This is a genomic window from Methanohalobium evestigatum Z-7303, from assembly GCF_000196655.1.
GTDB classification, from domain to species: domain Archaea; phylum Halobacteriota; class Methanosarcinia; order Methanosarcinales; family Methanosarcinaceae; genus Methanohalobium; species Methanohalobium evestigatum.
This window is the reverse complement of the sequence record NC_014254.1, coordinates 17,058-36,543: the sequence shown is the minus strand read 5'-3', so window position 1 is coordinate 36,543 and position 19,486 is coordinate 17,058. Positions and strand designations below refer to the sequence as shown.

Genomic DNA, 19,486 nt, shown 5'->3' with positions numbered 1-19,486 from the left:
ATACCTCTTTATTTAATTCATAAACGCTTAGTTTCCCTTATTAACTTCGACATGGCATGCAAAATTATTCCTGTAAATGCCATGAAAGTTCCAACCAGAGTTAGTAATATCATTAACAATGTAGGACCAAAACTCAAACTGTCCCCATGATAGAAATCCTGAAGAAAACTCAATCCCAGAAAAACTCCTACTAAACCCATGAGAAGTCCTGGTGCTGTAAAATAATATAATGGTCTCCTGAACTCCATATCTTTTAGAATCTGTACAAGTGCCATTGTTCCGTGTCTTACCGGGTTCTGGGTAGAGGTGTCATCTATATCATACCTGCAGTGTACTTCAACTTCTTCATAACTTAGTTTATTATTACCCACCTCAAGCAGGATTTCAGAACCTGCAGACATGTCATCGCCTTTGATGTCTATATTTTTTATCGCCTCTTTATCATAAGCACGGAACCCACATTGAGTATCTGATACATTGATACCACCTACAAAATTAGTAGCTACGTCCAGAACCTTCATACCTACTTTACGGTATGCAGGTACATCATCTCCATTACCATTGATAAACCTAGACCCGATAGCAACGTTAATTCCTCTATCCAGAGGTTCTAATACATGAGTAATTTCATCCGGGTCATGCTGACCATCAGAATCGATTATCACCATCATGTCGGCATCAAGTTTCAGAGCAGTTTTAAAACAATCTCTAAGTGATGCACCATACCCTTCATTTTGAGGATGTCTAACTACATATGCACCTAATGACTCAGCGATTTTAATTGTGTCATCTACGCTACCATCATCCACTACAACTACTTTATCTACATACTTCTGACACCCATGAATCACTTCACCTATCGTATTCGCTTCATTGTAAGCAGGCATGGCAGCTATGGTAAATGTCATTTTACATAATCCCCGGATTTTGTTATGTATTTATATCCATATACAAATAAAAATTATACACATATAACTCATAGTGATGAAATATAAAAAGGTTAGGATTTAACCATCAAAATTTTTCAACCCTTCCTCTAAATCTACTTTAGATTCCCACCAACCTGAAATCTTTGATACATCAGCCACAGAATCCTTGATGTCTCCTTCTCTTTCTTCTTCATACACGATATCACTGGATGAGCCTGTAATCTCGATTATGGTTTCGGCGATCTCCTGAACACTCACACTGGTACCAGTAGCTACATTGAAGACATCTCCATCTCCGTTATCCATGGCAGCTACATTGGCTCTTACTACATCCTGTATATTCACAAAATCCCTGGTCTGTGTACCATCACCATAAATAACCAGGTCTTTACCTTCTTTCGCTCTTTTCATGAATATAGGTATCACTGCAGCATAGGGAGAATTCGGATCCTGACGCGGACCATAGACATTGAAATACCTCAGACAGGTAGTTCTTAAACCTTTATCATGGAACATGCCGGCCAGGTACTCACAGTCCATCTTTGAGATAGCATACGGAGAAGCAGGTTCAGGAAGCATGTCCTCCATCTTCGGTAAAATCGGATTGTTGCCATAAACCGCAGCTGAGGATGCAAGCACTACTTTCTCCACACCTGCATCCAGAGAATTCTGCAAAACGTTCATGGTACCCAGAGTATTTATCCTGAATGCTTCTTCCGGCTGCTGACAGCTTACAGGTACAGAGACCAGCGCAGCTTCATGGAACACATAATCTACTCCTTCAAATACATCTGGAGATACACTATAGATATCCTCATTAACAAACTCCGCACTTTCTGGTATATTCTCCTGATACCCTGAACTTAAGTTATCAACTATCCGGACATTATGACCTTCTGACAGGAAATACTCGGCAATATGCGAACCTATAAACCCTGCTCCACCGGTGACTAAAATATTCATCATGTCCTATGGAAAAGTCAAAAGAATAAATAAATGTTTTCAAAAATTTACTCCCAAACGTAGATACAACAAACAAAAAACGGATGATTAATTGTTATTTTGACGCTTATCTGTCTAAATCCATTATAATATATTGTATATAGCAAATCCGAAGTATCCAAATACATCCAGTTATTCATCCAACCTCGAATTTCAATATTCTGTGTATAAATATCTTTTAAAACATGAAATTTCTTGATGTCGATTTACAAATTTAATACCAAGAAAATACATAGAAAACCTGCAACAAAAAAATACAACACCAATCACCCCTAACAACAACAAAACTCTATAGTAAATAATTAAAAATGTTAACAGCACTTGTTTTAATTAATGTACATCAATTTTCTGTGTGACAACAAACATCGAAAATAACAGATTTCTTTAACAATTGCAAATACCTGTTCATCGATATATATAATAGTGGAACGAGATACAACATCTCTGTAACCATCCAGATTTGGATAAAATATCGATTATCGACTCAAATTAGAATAACTAGACAATCATCAATCCTGACTGCTACTCTTTCAAAAGGTTAGAAAATAAAAATCTTACTTTTCATTTTTGTAATATTCTTCTGCATCTCTAACTGTTCTGAAGAAATCCGCTATCTCCCCTTTAGCATGGGAACCATCAATTTTATACCTGTAATCTTTATTTCCAGCACTAAGGTTAACAACAAAAGCTCCAGAGAAAAAATAATAAACAATCAAAATTCCTCCTAATACAAACATTGGTATCGAAAAAATAGGATCAGAATATGCATCCATGCGATATAACTGATAAAAAACTCCTCCAACCAATACAAATAATATACCCAAAACAAGATATGCTCCATTCCGTTGCATACTCCAGTCGATAGATACGATCTTATCCAATTTTATATCTCTAAAGGCTTTATTCTTGCTATCTGAAAAAAGTAATCTTTTATTTGTTACATAGAAATTTTGTTCTTCACGAGAAATGGAGCAGGAAGCCAACAGTTTTAACTGTTGGAGGAATGCGTCTAACTATTAAATAAACCATTAATGACCAGCAGTAACATCTCTGTTTCATAATTATTTTATATGTATATGACATATTTGTAAATAGCATGTACCTGACATTGAAAGTTAAACTGAATCCCGATAGAGAACAACGCGATAAACTATTGACAACCATGCAAACTTTCAATGAGGCCTGCAACTATGCTTCTGAGATTGCATGGCACAACAAGAAATTTGGTAAAACCGGGATTCAGAAACTGACTTATTATGACATCAGGCAAAAATTCACTCTGTCTGCTCAATTGACTGTCAGGGCAATCGGTAAAGTAGCTGAAAGCTACAGCAACGACAGAAAAACCATGCACAAATTCGATAGAAAAGGAGCAGTGGTCTACGACCAGAGGGTACTGTCGTTCAAGGGAAACGATATGGTTTCTATACTTACACTGGATGGTCGTGAGAAGATAGGAATATCTTATGGTGATTTTCGACCTTTTGACATAAGTAAAATCCGAGGTCAAACAGACCTGATTTACGAAGATGGCAACTTTTACATGATGCTTGTAATGGAAGTGGCTGAAAATGAAGTCAAATGTTACGAAGATGTTATGGGTGTAGACCTTGGCGTAGTCAATATAGCAACCACTTCTGATAACGAAGTTTACAAAGGCACAAAAGCAGATGAAATACGAGAACGATATACCAGTCTGAAATCAAGATTACAATCTAAAGGAACTTGGTCAGCCAAGAAGCACCTCAAGAAATTATCCAAAAAGGAACGCCGGTTCAAACGTGATTTGAACCATCGGGTTGCCAAACAGTTGGTTGAACGCGCTAAAGACACGTCCCGGTCTATAGCACTGGAAAACCTCAACGGTTTTCGCCCGGCGGCTACGGTTACTAAAGCGCAGAAAGATAGGTTAGGTAAATGGGCGTTCTCTGAATTGACCGATTTCATATTATACAAAGCCAAACTTGAAGGTGTACCTGTCGTGATTATCAACCCGATGTATACTTCGCAGCAGTGTTCTGAGTGCGGGTACATCGATAAAAATAACCGTCAGAAACAGGCTAACTTCAAGTGTAAGAGATGCGGTCATAGAGAGAACGCTGACTACAATGCTTCGAAGAACATAGCACACAGGGGAGCCGTCAGCCTCCCTAATGTCCTCCGCTTAGCTTCTGTTAGTCGAAGTTAAGATATGGAAGGACAAGCTAACCACTTCAGTGGTTAGTAGCTGACTCTTATCCATTTAAGAAAATCCTCATCCTTTATTAGATGTTCTTTATCATCCACCAAAATATCACCTGATATAATTTATCTCAAATACAAAAAATAAAATCACATGAAACATTGTTATAAAATATAAAAACACAAACCTAACAAATAAAAAAACCAAAACAAAAAATATTAAAACCAACAATAAACATTTATTTATCAAAAAACGAATATTAAGAGTGTAATAATGAAAGCAGTCATACTTGCAGCGGGAGAGGGTTCAAGATGTCGACCCCTTACATTAACCAAATCCAAAGTGATGTTGCCAGTGGCAAATAAACCTGTCCTGGAACACATCATCGAATCACTGGAAAAATGCAGTATAACAGACATTATCCTGATAGTGGATTACGAGAAAGAAAGGATAATGGACCATTTTGAAGACGGCAAGGACTTTGGAGTCAACATCACCTACATCCACCAGAGCGCACAGCTTGGTACCGCCCATGCACTCCTGCAGACCCAGGAACATGTAAAAGATGAAAACCAGTTCCTGGTACTAAATGGCGACAATGTCGTGGAACCCGAAACCATATCAGACCTGATAGAAGACGCTGAAGGTGATGCTTCCGTTTTGACCCAGAAGATGAAAAACACCAGCAATTACGGGGTTGTCATCACAGACAACAAGAAGATAGAAAAAATCGTGGAGAAACCTGAGGAAAAAATCAGCAACCTTGTAAACACCGGGATATACCTGTTCACCCCGAATATTTTCCAGATCATCAAACAGACACCGATTTCTGAAAAGGGTGAATACGCGATCACCGATACTCTCCAGCTGATGATTGACTACGGCTACCAGGTGACAAACGTCAACACCAAATCCCGGTGGATCGACGCGATATTCGCATGGGACCTCCTGACTGCAAATTCAATCGTGCTTGGTGAATACGAAGATTTCAAGAGGAAAGGCGATATCGAAGACGGTGCGGTAATAAAAGGTGATGTAGAGATAGGAGAAAACACCACTATAAGGTCCGGATGCTACATCATAGGACCCGTGATTATCGGTGACAACTGCGAAATCGGACCCAACGCTGTAATCCTGCCGTCTACAACAATAGGCCACAATTCATCCGTTGAATCGTTCACGCACCTGCAAAACGCCATCGTAATGAACGATACCAGAATCAGCACACACAGCTACCTATCAAACTCTGTCATCGGCAACAATAACACTATAGGCACACATTTTATTACTGAAGAGAAAGATAGCTTAAAAATCGAGATAAAAGGAATGTTGCACAAAGCTGACAGGTTAGGTACGATAATAGGAGACGATAATCTAATCAGAGATAATGTACTGGTCAAAGCCGGTACTTTAATAGGCACGGATTGCAGGGTAGAATCCGGAAATGTAGTGCAAGAGAGACTGGAAAAAAGTTCAATCGTGATATAATGACATTAATGATATAAATCGATACCAAAGGAATAACATGTGCGGTATAGTAGGCTATGTGGGGGTTAATCCAGCTAAACAGGAATTGATAGACTCATTGAAAAAACTGGAGTACCGCGGCTATGATTCCGTGGGTATCACCATCCTGAACAGTTCACTTGACACCTACAAATCACCCGGTAAAATTGCAGACCTTGAAACAATATTGCCGGTAGACATCGACGGGTATACAGGGATCGGACACACTCGATGGGCGACCCACGGCCAGCCCACCAAACAAAACGCACATCCCCACCTTTCAGGCAACATCTCAATCGTACACAACGGTATAATCGAGAATTATCAACAGCTCAAAGAAGAACTCATCGAAGCTGGCTACGAATTCAGATCCGAAACTGATACAGAAGTCATCGCTCACCTGCTGAATTCTTACTATCAACAAAATGATGATTTCCATACAGCGTTCCAGAATACCTTGAAACGACTGGACGGGTCATACGCAGTCGCAGCAGTCTGTGATGACATGCCTGATATAATAATAACCGGCAAGAAAAACAGTCCACTGGTCGTTGGACTGGGTAACGGATGCAATTTCGCAGCATCCGATATAACAGCTTTTTTGAAACACACAAAAGACGTGGTGTTTCTGGAAGACCTTGAGATCGCACAGGTGCAACAAAACGAAGTACAGTTCTTTGACCTTGAAGGCAACCCTATACAGAAAAAGAAACAACGAGTTGAATGGGATTTAGAGGATGCCGAGAAAGCCGGTTATGAACATTTCATGCTGAAAGAAATCCATGAACAGACAAAATCGGTTTACAATACATTCGCAGGGAAATTGTCTGAACTTGACGGTTCCATAAACCTTGAGGAACTGAACCTGACCAAGAAACAGATACGAAACCTTACCCGTATAGAACTAATCGCCTGCGGAACGTCATACAACGCCGGGTTGATCGCCAAATACCTTTTCGAACAGCTTGCAGGTATCCACACCAACATCGACACGGGTTCAGAATACCGGTACAGGTACCCAGTGTTTTGCGACAGCGACGACGTCCTGAGCATAGCCATCAGTCAATCGGGAGAAACCGCCGATACAATAGCAGCACTGCAGAGTTTGAAATCATCGGGCTGCAGGACGCTCGCCATCACGAACGTAATGGGGAGTTCCATCACACGCGATGCAGACGATGTGATGTACATCAAAGCGGGACCTGAACTAGGAGTCGCTGCAACCAAGACGTTCACTTCACAATTAACCATATTATATCTGCTGGCAGTACATTTTGCAAGAATCAGGAGAAACATCGATATAGAAGAATCCAGGAATTTCATCAAAGCGCTAAAAAAATTACCGGGAAATATACAGCGGATACTGAACGCAAAAGACACAGTCCGCAAATACGCCAAACAGTTTTCCGAGGTTTCGGATTATTTTTTCATCGGGAGATACATGAACTATCCCGTGGCTCTTGAAGGCGCTCTCAAACTGAAAGAAATTTCTTACATACATGCGGAAGGTTATGCTGCCGGTGAATTGAAACACGGACCACTGGCACTTATCACAGAAGATACACCGGTGGTAGCAATCGCCACATCAGGACATACTTATGATAAGATAATCAGCAATATAATGGAAGTCAAAGCCAGGAACGCGACGGTAATAGCAGTCGCTGAAGAAGACGATAATGAAATCGAAAAATACGTGGACCTTGTCCTGAGAATACCAAAGACCGACGAACTATTATCACCTATACTGTCAAATATTGTCCTGCAGTTACTCGCATATTATACAGCACTGGCTAAAGGTTGTTCTATAGACAAACCCAGAAACCTTGCAAAAAGCGTTACAGTCGAGTGAATAATCAGAAAAATCAAAAAAGAGTTTAATTTTAGAACCAGAGATTGAAACCGGGATTGAAAATATAAGAATTAGAGGAGTAAACAGGAGATTTTAAATAATGAAATTATTCGGTTCATCCGGCATCAGGGGGATGGCCAACAAAGACGTGACTGTGGAGCTGGCACTCAAACTCGGTCACGTGCTCGGGAAGAAATACAAAAACATCGTGATTGGGAAAGACCCCAGAGTTTCGGCTGAGATGATAGAGTACGCCATGATTTCGGGTCTAACCTCATCCGGTGGCAGTGTCATGCGTACAGGTCTCGTTACTACACCAACTCTTGCCTATGCAGCTAAAGATTATGATTGCGGAGTGATGATAACTGCATCCCATAACCCTGCAGAATACATCGGTATCAAACTATGGAATCCTGACGGCATGGCATTTGATTCCAGCCAGCAGGAAGAAATCGAGCAGGAAATCGAGGACTACAAACCTAAACTCGTCAGCTGGGATAACATCGGAAATATCAACGAATCCACAAACGCGATACAGCAGCACTGTGAGATGATAATGGATAAAACCAACCCTGTTACAAAACCGGTAAAAGTAGTTGTGGACTGTGGATCCGGTGCCGGCAGTACTATCACACCGTACTTACTACGAGAACTCGGGTGTGAAGTAATAACCCTGAACGCCCAGCTAGACGGCCATTTCCCTGCCAGAAAACCCGAACCCAACGAAAAGAACCTGCAGCTACTTAAAGAAACAGTAAAATCAGCTGATGCAGATCTTGGAATCGCTCATGACGGTGATGCTGACAGGATGATGGCTGTGGATAAAAATGGTGAGTTCGTATCTGGCGACGAGATGTTAGCGATTTTTGCCATGAACGTTTGTGGTTCTGATTCGACGGTCATCGCTCCCGTGGACACTTCGATGATACTGGATGATGCTCTGGATTGTGAAATCAAGAGAACCAGAGTCGGTGATGTATACGTTGCCGAAGAGATCAAGAGAACCGGTGCCGATTTCGGTGGTGAAGCATCAGGCAGCTGGATATTCCCGAAGATTTCCTATTGTCCGGACGGTATCTATGCAGCAGCCAAACTCGTAGAAATTGTTCAGGACAGACCGCTGGGTGAACTCAGGGAACAATTACCCGAATACATCACAAAACGCGAAACAATTGCCTGTGATAACTCCGAGAAAGACCGTGTCATGGACAACGTACAAAACCAGCTGTCACAGTACGGTGAAATCAACAGCATCGATGGTGTTAGAATCGACATGGACGGTGGTTGGGTTCTGGTAAGACCATCAGGTACAGAACCCAAAATCCGAATTACTGTCGAATCACGGGATGATGTAGAAGAACTCTATCAATTAGCTGAGGATACAATAAAGGAGGTCATGGATTGAAAGCAGTAATTTTGGCAGCAGGTGAAGGCACCAGGATGCGCCCGCTGACATATTCATGTCCAAAGGTAATGCTGACTGTTGCCAACAAACCCATACTGGAACATATAATGGATGCTACAATAGGTGCAGGTATCGATGAATTCGTGTTCATCACAGGATTCCATGAAAATGCTGTCAAAGAGTATTTCGGTGATGGATCCTCCTGGGGTGTGGATATCCAGTACGTGACCCAGTTAGAACAGAAAGGAACTGCTGACGCGATAAAACATGCAGACGGCTATGTAGACGGACATTTCATCGTGTTAAACGGCGATGTACTTGTTACCAAAGATTATCTTAAAAAACTAGTATCGAAAAAATCCGATGCTGTAATCACCGCCAAAGAGGTGGATAATCCATCCGAGTTTGGAGTCATCGATGTGTCAGGAGATAATGTTACACAGATTGTAGAAAAATCCAGCAATCCTCCGACAAACCTTGCCAACACCGGTATTTATCTGTTTCATGATTCTATTTTTGAATATATCGACAGGACACCGTTATCCGAGCGTGGCGAACTCGAAATCACAGATTCCATGCAGATGATGATTGATGACGGCAAACAGGTCACCTACAAGCTACTGGATAACGAGTGGATAGATATAGGTCGTCCATGGGATATGCTGGATGCCAACAAATTACTGCTCCAGAATATAAAATCTAATAATAAGGGATCTGTAGAACCCTACGCAACCATAAAAGGCGAAGTTGTTATCGGTAAAAATACTGTCGTGAAAAACGGTTCATACATTGAAGGACCTGTAGTTATCGGCGAAGATTGCGATATCGGACCAAACTGCTACATCCGGCCGTCGACGTGTATAGGGAATCATGTGAAAATCGGTAACGCTGTTGAAGTCAAGAATACCATAGTGATGGACGCTACCAATATCGGACATCTGGCATATGTAGGAGACAGTGTCGTCGGAAAACGGTGTAATTTTGGTGCAGGTACAAAAGTCGCTAACCTTCGGCACGATGATAAAACCATCAAATCCACTACTAAAGGCAAACGTGTGGATACCGGCAGGAGGAAACTGGGAGTAATCATGGCTGATGATGTTCATACCGGTATAAACACCAGCATCAATGTAGGAGTTGTCCTTGAGAGGAACACTAAACCCGGAGAAGTTTTGGTAAAATAATTTAAAATGTAACTAAGTCCTGAAACTTTATTTCTAAAAATAGTTATATAACTTAATACATCTATAATAATTGTGAAAGAAATGGCTGCATACCCCACTCAAACCCCCAAGCATTTTTTTCTCTGCAGCCATCAATCATTACAGGTTAAGGGTTAATTCAGTCCTATTAAGGATGTTTAGAATTATCGAAATCTAAATAGTTAGCATAAATACATCATATTCTAGTTTTTTATTGTATCTGCAAAAAGTAACCTGAATTGTATGGTTGGTTTCTTAACGTCTTTTACAGAGGGTTATTCTTAGAAAAATTAGAAAATTCTATCTAGCATCTTTGGTCTTAGGCTTTAATTTTTATTTTTATAGCAGCTGGAAGCTGTTTTTTCGATTATATCTTTAGCCAGCAAATTTTTAAGGATTTTATCAGTTTCTTTTTTGTTAACATTTAACCTTGTGGATACTGTTTCTAAGTCTGATGGTTTCTCTTTTAAGAGGTCAATAATCATCTGCTCCATCATATTTTCATAAGCCATATCCCTCAAATCCGAAAATAAAGGATGTGAAAGGTTATATTCATCCAAAAATTCCTCAAAACCGGTATAAAAGTAAGCAACCCATGCAAATTCTGTTGAACGGTTCTCGTTCTGCCAAATTATTTCATCTTTTATGATTTCAAAATCCAAACCACTACTGAATAACGTATACATGTCCAATAAATCGTGTTCCCTTGAAGTAATACTTTTGAAAATGAATATATCTTCAGGAGTTATAGAATATACAGATATGTTAGTTAAGTCAAATATTTTTATTGATCGACATTTCATACCAGTTGACAATTGTAGTCCATTGCAGACAACTTTTACAAAAATATCCCATCTAAAACCGTCTATGTTTTCCAATATAAGATTTGCACTTAACTTATTGTATTCATCGCTTAAATGGGGTTTTTTATATCCGAGTGATGAAAGCGATTTTTTTAGACTTTTGAGTTCATCAACAGATAGAACAACCACATCAATGTCTTTGGTGGCATCTTTTAGTTTCTGGAAGCTCATCGCTCCCCCACCTATAAGATATAGTACCACCGGATTTTCCAGATGCCTATCAAGTTTTTCCAATTCTTCTTCCAGGTAACTTCTTGAGAACTTTGCCATAATTATACCAGACTATCAATTATTTCGCGGTGTTCACTCCATGGGAGCGTATATTCGTTAATCTTTTCTCTGTAATCAAGATATTTCAATAAAATTTCGACATGATCTTTAAGATTGTAGTATCTAGCGTATTCCATCAATTCGGTTTTACTAACATCACTTTTAGAGTAGAGAGCAAGTGCGTAAGTGTTGTAAATTGCATTCTCGGGACTTATAAGGATAGTATGTAAAATATAATCCTCAACTCTCAATTTCTGCTTACTGTAGAAATAGTAATGAAATTCACTCATTATTTTGAGGTCATAATTAGGGAACATTGTAAGTGCTGTTGGCTGGAGTCTCCCATCTTCACTTGTATTTAGCAAAGTATCGGTTTTGAACAGAAATTCAGAACCTCTCTGCCAGATGATAGTCCCTTCTTTTGCTAATTTTTTTAGTTTTTTATTGTTTATATAATTCCAGTAATAATCGATGAAATCGGATATTCTATGTTTTTGGTTCAAGTAATAACAGCCATTACTTTTCAGAATAACGCCATACATGGATAGTGAATTAATCACTGATGAGATTGTATTCCTGTGAAGCCCTGTAACATAGGAAATCTCTTTTATATTCAGGGAATCATTTTTCAATACGCTCATCACATGAAGTGATGATTTATTCAAAAGTTTGGACCAAGGCAAACGTGGGTATTCTTTCAAAAGAACAGACAGAACTATTGAGTGTGCCAATTCCGATTGATGAACAAACGTGTTTTTACCTTGACTATATTTTATTGCAAAACCATTACTTATCAGAGATTTAACAGCTAGTGATACAGTAGAATGGTCTAATTTCAATTCGTTTTTTAGTTGCGAGATATTTTTTGGTTCCGATACGAGATTAAAAATCCTAATTTCAGTTCTGTTCAACATTATCTTATGCACAATTATAACAACATTATATATAAATCATGTTGTTAATTTTATTCATAATTAACTGGTAATTAAATGATAAAATGATTTAAAATGTAACTAAATTCTGAAACTTTGCTTCTAAAAATAGTTATATAGTTTGATACATATTATTAATTAGATGGTTGCAACCCCACTCAAACCCCCAAGAACCTTTTTCTCTGCAGCCATCGATTTTAACTGAAAACTGAATTTTATAGATTTTTTCAAAAAGGAATTGCTTTTTTATTTTAAAAAACCGGATTACTTTCACATCGCTTAGTGGTTATTCTTTTTATATTATTTTTATTTAATAAATATACTTTAAAATATATACACAGTTAAGTATATATCAGATTTTTACCTAAAATCAATTGTTTAAGCAATAATAACTCTGGTGGTGGGATATCAAACTTTATTGATTTAATTCATCGACCATAATTGCCTATCTAGTGGGGGGATAGTTTTGGATAAAAATATCTTGGTAATCGTAATAATATTAATTTTGTTTTTCCTTGTAATAGGGTCAACTACAGCAGAATCGTCATCAAAATTTTCTGTAAATGAAAACTTTGAGTCTGATACAAAGAAAGCTACTGACAAATACAACAACATAAATACATTAGTACCAAGTTCAAATTATTTACTAGGAGACTCATCTCAGCTTCATAAACTACCGACTTTTCCAGACAATGTTCCAATTCGTTGGGAAAGAGAATATGTACAAGGGTCAGGCAATCCAACTGTACATGTTACAAACAAGTTAATAATGGATTTTCAAATATCTTTTTACGATAATTCTGCAAATAAACCCTATACAACAACCGTTGTAAAAGGTTCAACTGAAAGATTAGAACTTGTACCTGGAGACTATAATTGGATTGCTGAAAAACTTCCAGGAGAGTCTGGAAAGCTTCGTTCTGAAAGTTCTATTTATTTGGATGATGATTGTAATTATAAATTAATATTTGAGAGTAAAGAATCTTCAAAAATTGACCAAGGTGATATAAAAATACAGGGTACAGTGATAGAATCTGACAATAAGGTTTTTGATTCTATGCTTGATTGCATGATAAAAATTGAAGATGTAATAGAAAATGAAAATGACCTAGATATTAATGTAGGTGATAAAGTATTAGTTCATGGATATCTATCCTGTGATGCATTCAGTGGTCATAATCCCTTTGATGATCCAAAGATACATGATAAAATAGAAGTTTATGGTAAATTGCATCCATCCGACAATTCTATATCTGGCCATTCATTATCAGAATACTATCTAAACTTGTGTAATTCAGATTCATATTATATCAAAAAATTAGATAGTAGTCATGAATTAATATTTGAGGATAATTTTGATTCTTATTCTTCTGGAGTTTTTCCATCATCTGGTGGTTGGAACTTAAAATATGACGGTAAAGGTTCAGCATATCAGGAAGTATATAATACTAAATCAATTTCCACCCCTAATTCCTTAAAACTTGAAGGACAAAGTGGGTGGTCAGCTTCTGCAGATTACATTTTGCCTGAAAAACCAAAGCATATTGTGTTGGAAGCTGATGTAAATGTTTTACAAGGGGGATCACCTAGTGGATGGTGCAATGCATATGTAAGCTTTGTAGACCCTGACAATGGATGGGGAAAACATTATGGATTTGTTGGATTTGGAGCTGATGGAATTATTAAAAACGATATTGATTACAACTTTAATCAATGGTATCATGTGAAAATTGAAACCGACATGATTAATCGTGTATACAGTGCCTGGATAGACGATAAACTGATAGGTTCAAATTTACCTATATCCGAAGATGGATACTATAAAGGTATCAGGTTATCTGGTGAAAACAGTGGAGATACTCGTATATTATTTGACAATGTGAAAGTTTACGAATATGGTGATAGTTCTTATAATGGTATAGTCAAAAAAATAGAACAATTTACATTTAATCCTGAAAAAGATTCTAATCCTGTATGGTCCCCAACAGGGAATGAAATAGTATTCGGAAAATCTATACCTACGGAAGAAAAATATGATATTTATAAAGTTTCTGTTGATAATAAATATGAATCTGTACTAACAAATTTACCAAATATAGAAGGTCATCCTAGGTGGTCGCCTGATGGTAATAAAATATTATATAAGAAAGATAATACTAATGGTTGGTATAATGTTTGGATAATGAACTCAGATGGTTCATCTCAAACAGCTCTTACAAATGATGCACAAAGTGAATGTGCAGTCTGGTCACCTAGTGGATCTAAAATTGTTTACAAGCATTCTGATAATTCTGATTTACCTGAAGATGTAATTATAATGAATCCTGATGGTTCAAACAAGGAGACCATTCTTACAGGTCAAAAATATGCAAATAGATTTTCTTGGTCTCCAGATGGATCCAAAATAGCGGTTTCTGGACATATAGGAAACCAGGGGATTCGGATTATAAATGCCGATGGTTCCGGTTTAACTGAAATTTCACAGGGATATTTTAGACCGCAAACTCAACCATGGCAGAGCCAAATCTGGTCACCTGACGGCTCTAAAATTGTGTATCATTCAGATGAAAATGGTAATAGAGATATTTATACAATAAATATTGATGGTACAGACAGAACCCAACTCACTACCAACTCAGCTAAAGACACTGATTCATTTTTTTCGCCAGATGGTTCTAAAATTGTATTTGTTTCTAACAGGGAAGGGAATAATGACATCTGGATGATGAACGTTGATGGTAGTAATAAAACACAGTTGACGGTAAATTCTGCAGATGATATGTATCCAACTTGGAATCCGGATGGTACTAAAATTGCGTTCAGCTCAAACAGAGCAGGTAATTATGATATATGGTTGATTGAACTTAAAGAAGATATCAATCATAGACCTGTGATAAATGATATTCAAGTTAATCCCTCAACCATCTTTGAAGGGAATTCATGTGATATAATAGTGGATGCAAGCGACCCTGATGGAGACAATTTAAACTATTATTATGAACCAAGTGGAGGTAAGATTACAGGAGAAGGAGATAAAGTCACATGGACTTCAGATAAAGCTTCACCTGGAGAACCCCCAATTATCGGTGATTTCTTTGTAGATGTTAAAGTAATGGACAATAAAGATTTCACCACAGAAAGAGTTTTTATAACAGTTAAAAAGAAAGAAACTGAAGGTAAAAAACCTGATTTAACTATAACTAATATCTCTTGGGATAAAGAAAACCCGAAAATTGGTGACGAATTAACTTTCAGTTATGAAGTAAAGAATTTAGGAAAAGCAGATACCAAATCTAAATTTACTAACAAATTGTACATTAACGATGAACTTTGGGATACTTCTCAATGCACTTTAGCTTCTGGTGAATCTAAAAAGAATATCTTTACACGTACATGGAAAGCAACTGGAAGTGAGTATATAATAAAAATAGTTGCAGACGAGTCTGGAGAAATTGATGATACCGATAATAGTAATAATACCCTGACAAAAAATTTGAAATTAATAAACCTTGAAGGTAAAGTTCTATTAGACAGTTCTAAAAATGGGATTTCAGATGTTACTGTAAAATTAACTCCTGGAGATATCACAAAAACTACCTACCCAAATGGATATTATTCTTTCAAAAACCTCCCATCTGGAAAGTACAATATATTAGCTGAAAAAAACGGTTATAAATTTAATTCATTAGATGTTAAGATTTCAAGTAGCTCTACAACAAAGGCCGACCCAATTATCGGAAATATAGATGAGTCTATAATTAATGCTGAGATTATCGACACCGAACAAGAGAATAAACCTACCGTGTCATATATTATTGGTGATGAAATACCAGTAACGTATACAATTAAAAATACGGGAAATGTTAAACATAAATTTTATGCAGGTTATTCTACAAGATGCGCATTTTCAAATGAAATATGGGATGCTCCGTATAAAGCTATAACTTTAGAACCAAGTGAAACTGAAGATGTAACTTTAACTTGGAAGGTTCAAAATAATGTAGCATATAATTCCAAATATGATATCATAATTGCAGTCTGGGCTTTACAGCAAAATACATATTTATATGAAAACCTTGATAAAAAAATATTTCAAAATTGTTTCTTTATAGAAAAAGGTGATATGGCTGTTTCTGGGTGGGACTTGAGTTCTGATGATGATGATACCATAGAAGTAAATGTAAATGGAAAAATGTACACTGCTATTCCTGCTATTACACTAGGCAAATCTTCATGGTTAATACTTGATGAAGAAGGTAATGTAGAAAAAGATCTAACAACTTATAAACGTGCTGCTGAAGCAGCTACTATGGTATATTATAATTATCTAACTCCAAGTACAGCAGATAACTTGAAAGATATTAAAAATAGCTTTGATACTATGGGAAACCTGAATTTTTTAGCTAAAATTGTATTATGGGTGCGAGATACTGCTTCTTATCAGCTCGGAAAATATGGGATGGCTGCTGCAACTGGTAGCTCGTCCCTTAGTAAAGACCTTTTTGTAGATCAAGCTTTTAAAAAATCTGTAAAAATCGCTACAAATGAAATTGCAAAAGGAATGGGAAAGACGTTAATAAATGACTTAAAGAATTTACCTAAAGCCGAATTAACGGAAACAAAAATTAAAGAAATACTGTGGGCAGATTCTGTTCATAAATTGCATCTTGCATCTAATAATTTAGATAATGCCATAAAGGTAATCGAGAATCACGACAAAAACAAAGTTTATACATATCAAGAAGCTCATATTTTTTATACAAATTACTCAAAAGGTCTAACAACTGGAATGACTAACATGAACTTATCACATAATCTCCTTCCTGGTGAAGATTTTTGTTCACAAATGAAATCTGTAACTGAAAATGTAATAAGTGGGGCTACTAGTGGTATTATCAAATTTGATGACAATGCATATACAGAAATTCAAAGTCTAGTAAAAGATTTAGATGCTGTTAAAGATGCTGGATTAATAAGAGCTAAAAATGAAAGGATGATAGAAGATATAGAAAATTCATTTGACAAATATGCAGAAGAAATACAATCAGATGCATTACAAACACCGTGTATTAAAGCTTCTGCAGAATGCCCAGTTAATCTACACGCTTTTGATTCAAAAGGTCGTCATGTGGGTCTAAATTCTTCAGGTGGAATTGATTTAGATGTCCCCGGTTCAATTTATACTGGCGTTGATTCTGAATCTGAAAATATTATAATTTTTAACCAAAGTGAAGATATTAACTTTGAAATTGATGCTTTAGATAAGGGTAATTTTACCTTAACTCTAACACAAAAAACAAAATCAGCAATAAAAACTGCAACTTATAAAAACATTTCAATAAATGAAAATACAACTGCGAAGGTTAATGTAAATCAAAGTGATGAGTCTTATTTGATGGATGTCGATGATAACGGTGACGGTATAAAAGATCGAACAGAAAATCCGCATATTAAGACCACTTTAATAGAAAAAGATGATAAACAAACACCTAGCAGTAGTGGAAGCAGTGGAGGATCAAGCGGTGGCGGTGGTGGAGGCGGCTCCACCGGTGAAGATTTCGAAAACATCGTGTTCAAAGATGTCAAATCTGAATATGTAATGAAAGGGGATTCAGTATTTTATGATTTTGATGATACTGAAAATGTCATAGAATATGTCAGATTCGATGCTTTAAGGACCAGAGGCGATGTATCAACAACAATCGAAGTATTGGATGATACTTCTGCATTGGTTGAAAATGAAGCACCTGGAAACATTTACTGCAACGTAAATGTGTGGGTTGGTAAAGCTGGATTCGCAATACCCGAGAACATCGAAAATCCCGTGATTGGTTTTAGGGTCGAAAAATCCTGGATTGAAAATAACAATATCGATGAATCTACTATAAGATTATGCAGGTGCAATGATGGAACATGGGACCCATTAACTACCCGGAAATTGAGTGAAGATGAGGGATACATGTACTTTGAGTCTGATACTCCTGGTTTTTCACCATTTGCGATAACTGCCATGGGTATAGAAGAAGAATCAAAAGCTACAACTGGATCCAATGAATCGATGTATTCTCCTGAAACTAAACCACCGATGGAAACCAATGAATCATCTCCTACAGGAGATACAGAGAATTCAAGTAGTACCCCAGGATTTAGTGCTTTAATAGCTATTGGAATTATTCTGGCAGTTTATTGTATCAAAAAGAAGAAAAACTAAGCAATAACCCATCAGTGTGATTACATGCTGATATAGCTTTTATTTTTTAGTTTTTTGTCTGTCAGAAACCTACTAATATCAAAATCACATTTCATCTATTCTTCTGTGCTCGAAAAAACAGATAAATATAAGTTAGTTATCAACATTGCATTAATAAGAAAATATCTTTGCAAATAGTTATTAATAAGATTTAATTACAATTACGAAGTTTAGGAATAGGGAGGAAAGTTAAGTGTTAAAAGGTATACTGGATGTTGTCTACAAGAGCTACGAGTACCTTTTAACTAGAGAAGTTGAGGAGTTCCCGGTACCAAAACACGTAGCCATAATCATGGATGGTAATCGTAGATACGCCAAAAACATGGGAAAAGCTGGTTATTACGGTCACAAACTGGGTTCTGATACAACAGAAAAAGTCATAGAATGGGCATGTGAGATAGGTATCGAAGAGATGACTGTTTATGCATTTTCAACTGAAAATTTTAGCAGACCTCCTGAAGAAACTGAAAAACTGTTTGAACTTATCGATACCAGACTCAATGAGATGGTCGAGGACGAACGCACCCACAACCGCCAGATGAAAATAAGAGCTGTTGGCGACAGAAAACGTTTACCTCAATATCTTCAGGATTCCATAGAAAGAGCTGAAAAAGCTACCTGCCACTACGAAAATTTCAAACTGAATGTAGCCCTTGCATACGGCGGCAGGCAGGATATAATCCAGGCAGTTCAGGAAATCGCAAGAAAAGTCAAAAGAGGGGATTTGACTGTAGAAAAAGTAAATGAGTCCACAATATCTAACCATCTCTACCCTGATTGTGAACAGCCTGTTTCGGATGTGGACATGATTGTAAGAACCGGTGGCAATGAAAGGGTATCAAATTTTCTGCCCTGGCAAGCTAACGGTAACGAATGTACTGCATATTTTTGCGCTCCATACTGGCCGATGTTCAGGAAAATCGATTTCTTAAGAGCTATCAGAGTGTACCAGGCACGTCTGACAAAAAAGAAAGGTTATGGGAGGTTATCAAGGATTAGCCATTTCCTGAAAAACCTGTACATTTTAGCAAACAGTCAGTCTGATTGATAGTATTAGAAAAACCTGAAATATTAAAGAGTTGATAGTTTGCATTTT

Annotated in this window: 12 protein-coding genes; 7 read left to right on the top strand and 5 right to left on the bottom strand. The window is 37.3% G+C overall.

What is annotated here, in order from left to right:
- Window positions 1-17: 17 nt before the first annotated feature.
- The 3 genes from METEV_RS11440 to METEV_RS11430 form a co-directional block, all read right to left on the bottom strand.
- Window positions 18-908, bottom strand: a complete 891-nt coding sequence (locus tag METEV_RS11440; protein WP_013195664.1) for a glycosyltransferase family 2 protein — start codon at window positions 906-908, stop codon at window positions 18-20.
- A 99-nt stretch (window positions 909-1,007) separates the two neighbouring features.
- Window positions 1,008-1,895 (bottom strand): NAD-dependent epimerase/dehydratase family protein, encoded by an 888-nt coding sequence (locus METEV_RS11435; protein ID WP_049891314.1) that lies wholly within the window; start codon window positions 1,893-1,895, stop codon window positions 1,008-1,010.
- A gap of 590 nt (window positions 1,896-2,485) precedes the next feature.
- Entirely contained in the window at window positions 2,486-2,914 is a 429-nt protein-coding gene (locus METEV_RS11430; RefSeq protein WP_049891313.1) for a PH domain-containing protein, read from the bottom strand.
- A 113-nt stretch (window positions 2,915-3,027) separates the two neighbouring features.
- Between METEV_RS11430 and METEV_RS11425 the strand changes: the two genes are divergently transcribed.
- The 5 genes from METEV_RS11425 (at window position 3,028) to glmU (METEV_RS11405) (ending at window position 10,057) form a co-directional block, all read left to right on the top strand.
- Window positions 3,028-4,119 (top strand): RNA-guided endonuclease InsQ/TnpB family protein, encoded by a 1,092-nt coding sequence (locus METEV_RS11425; RefSeq protein WP_013195661.1) that lies wholly within the window; start codon window positions 3,028-3,030, stop codon window positions 4,117-4,119.
- Between the two features lie 267 nt (window positions 4,120-4,386).
- Window positions 4,387-5,601 (top strand): bifunctional sugar-1-phosphate nucleotidylyltransferase/acetyltransferase, encoded by a 1,215-nt coding sequence (glmU, locus tag METEV_RS11420; protein ID WP_013195660.1) that lies wholly within the window; start codon window positions 4,387-4,389, stop codon window positions 5,599-5,601.
- 37 nt (window positions 5,602-5,638) lie between these two features.
- Window positions 5,639-7,468 (top strand): glutamine--fructose-6-phosphate transaminase (isomerizing), encoded by a 1,830-nt coding sequence (gene glmS / locus METEV_RS11415; RefSeq protein ID WP_013195659.1) that lies wholly within the window; start codon window positions 5,639-5,641, stop codon window positions 7,466-7,468.
- A 100-nt stretch (window positions 7,469-7,568) separates the two neighbouring features.
- Window positions 7,569-8,873 (top strand): phosphoglucosamine mutase, encoded by a 1,305-nt coding sequence (gene glmM / locus METEV_RS11410; protein ID WP_013195658.1) that lies wholly within the window; start codon window positions 7,569-7,571, stop codon window positions 8,871-8,873.
- Window positions 8,870-10,057 carry a bifunctional sugar-1-phosphate nucleotidylyltransferase/acetyltransferase gene (gene glmU / locus METEV_RS11405; RefSeq protein ID WP_013195657.1) on the top strand — a complete coding sequence of 396 codons (1,188 nt, stop codon included), beginning with the start codon at window positions 8,870-8,872 and terminating at the stop codon, window positions 10,055-10,057. The genes glmM and glmU (METEV_RS11405) overlap by 4 nt, the downstream gene beginning before the upstream one ends.
- Window positions 10,058-10,401: 344 nt before the next feature.
- Here the strand turns inward: glmU (METEV_RS11405) and METEV_RS11400 are convergent, their stop codons facing one another.
- A complete protein-coding gene (locus METEV_RS11400) occupies window positions 10,402-11,208 on the bottom strand; it encodes a DUF6036 family nucleotidyltransferase (RefSeq protein WP_013195656.1) in 807 nt (268 codons plus the stop codon).
- Between the two features lie 2 nt (window positions 11,209-11,210).
- Window positions 11,211-11,939 carry a hypothetical protein gene (locus tag METEV_RS11395; protein ID WP_157197406.1) on the bottom strand — a complete coding sequence of 243 codons (729 nt, stop codon included), beginning with the start codon at window positions 11,937-11,939 and terminating at the stop codon, window positions 11,211-11,213.
- Between the two features lie 667 nt (window positions 11,940-12,606).
- Here METEV_RS11395 and METEV_RS11390 point away from each other — a divergent pair.
- Together METEV_RS11390 and uppS are read left to right on the top strand one after the other, a co-directional pair.
- Window positions 12,607-18,351, top strand: a complete 5,745-nt coding sequence (locus METEV_RS11390) for a PGF-pre-PGF domain-containing protein (protein WP_013195654.1) — start codon at window positions 12,607-12,609, stop codon at window positions 18,349-18,351.
- Window positions 18,352-18,583: 232 nt separating this feature from the next.
- Complete coding sequence (gene uppS / locus METEV_RS11385; protein WP_013195653.1) at window positions 18,584-19,438, top strand: polyprenyl diphosphate synthase; 855 nt, start codon at window positions 18,584-18,586, stop codon at window positions 19,436-19,438.
- Window positions 19,439-19,486: the final 48 nt, after the last annotated feature.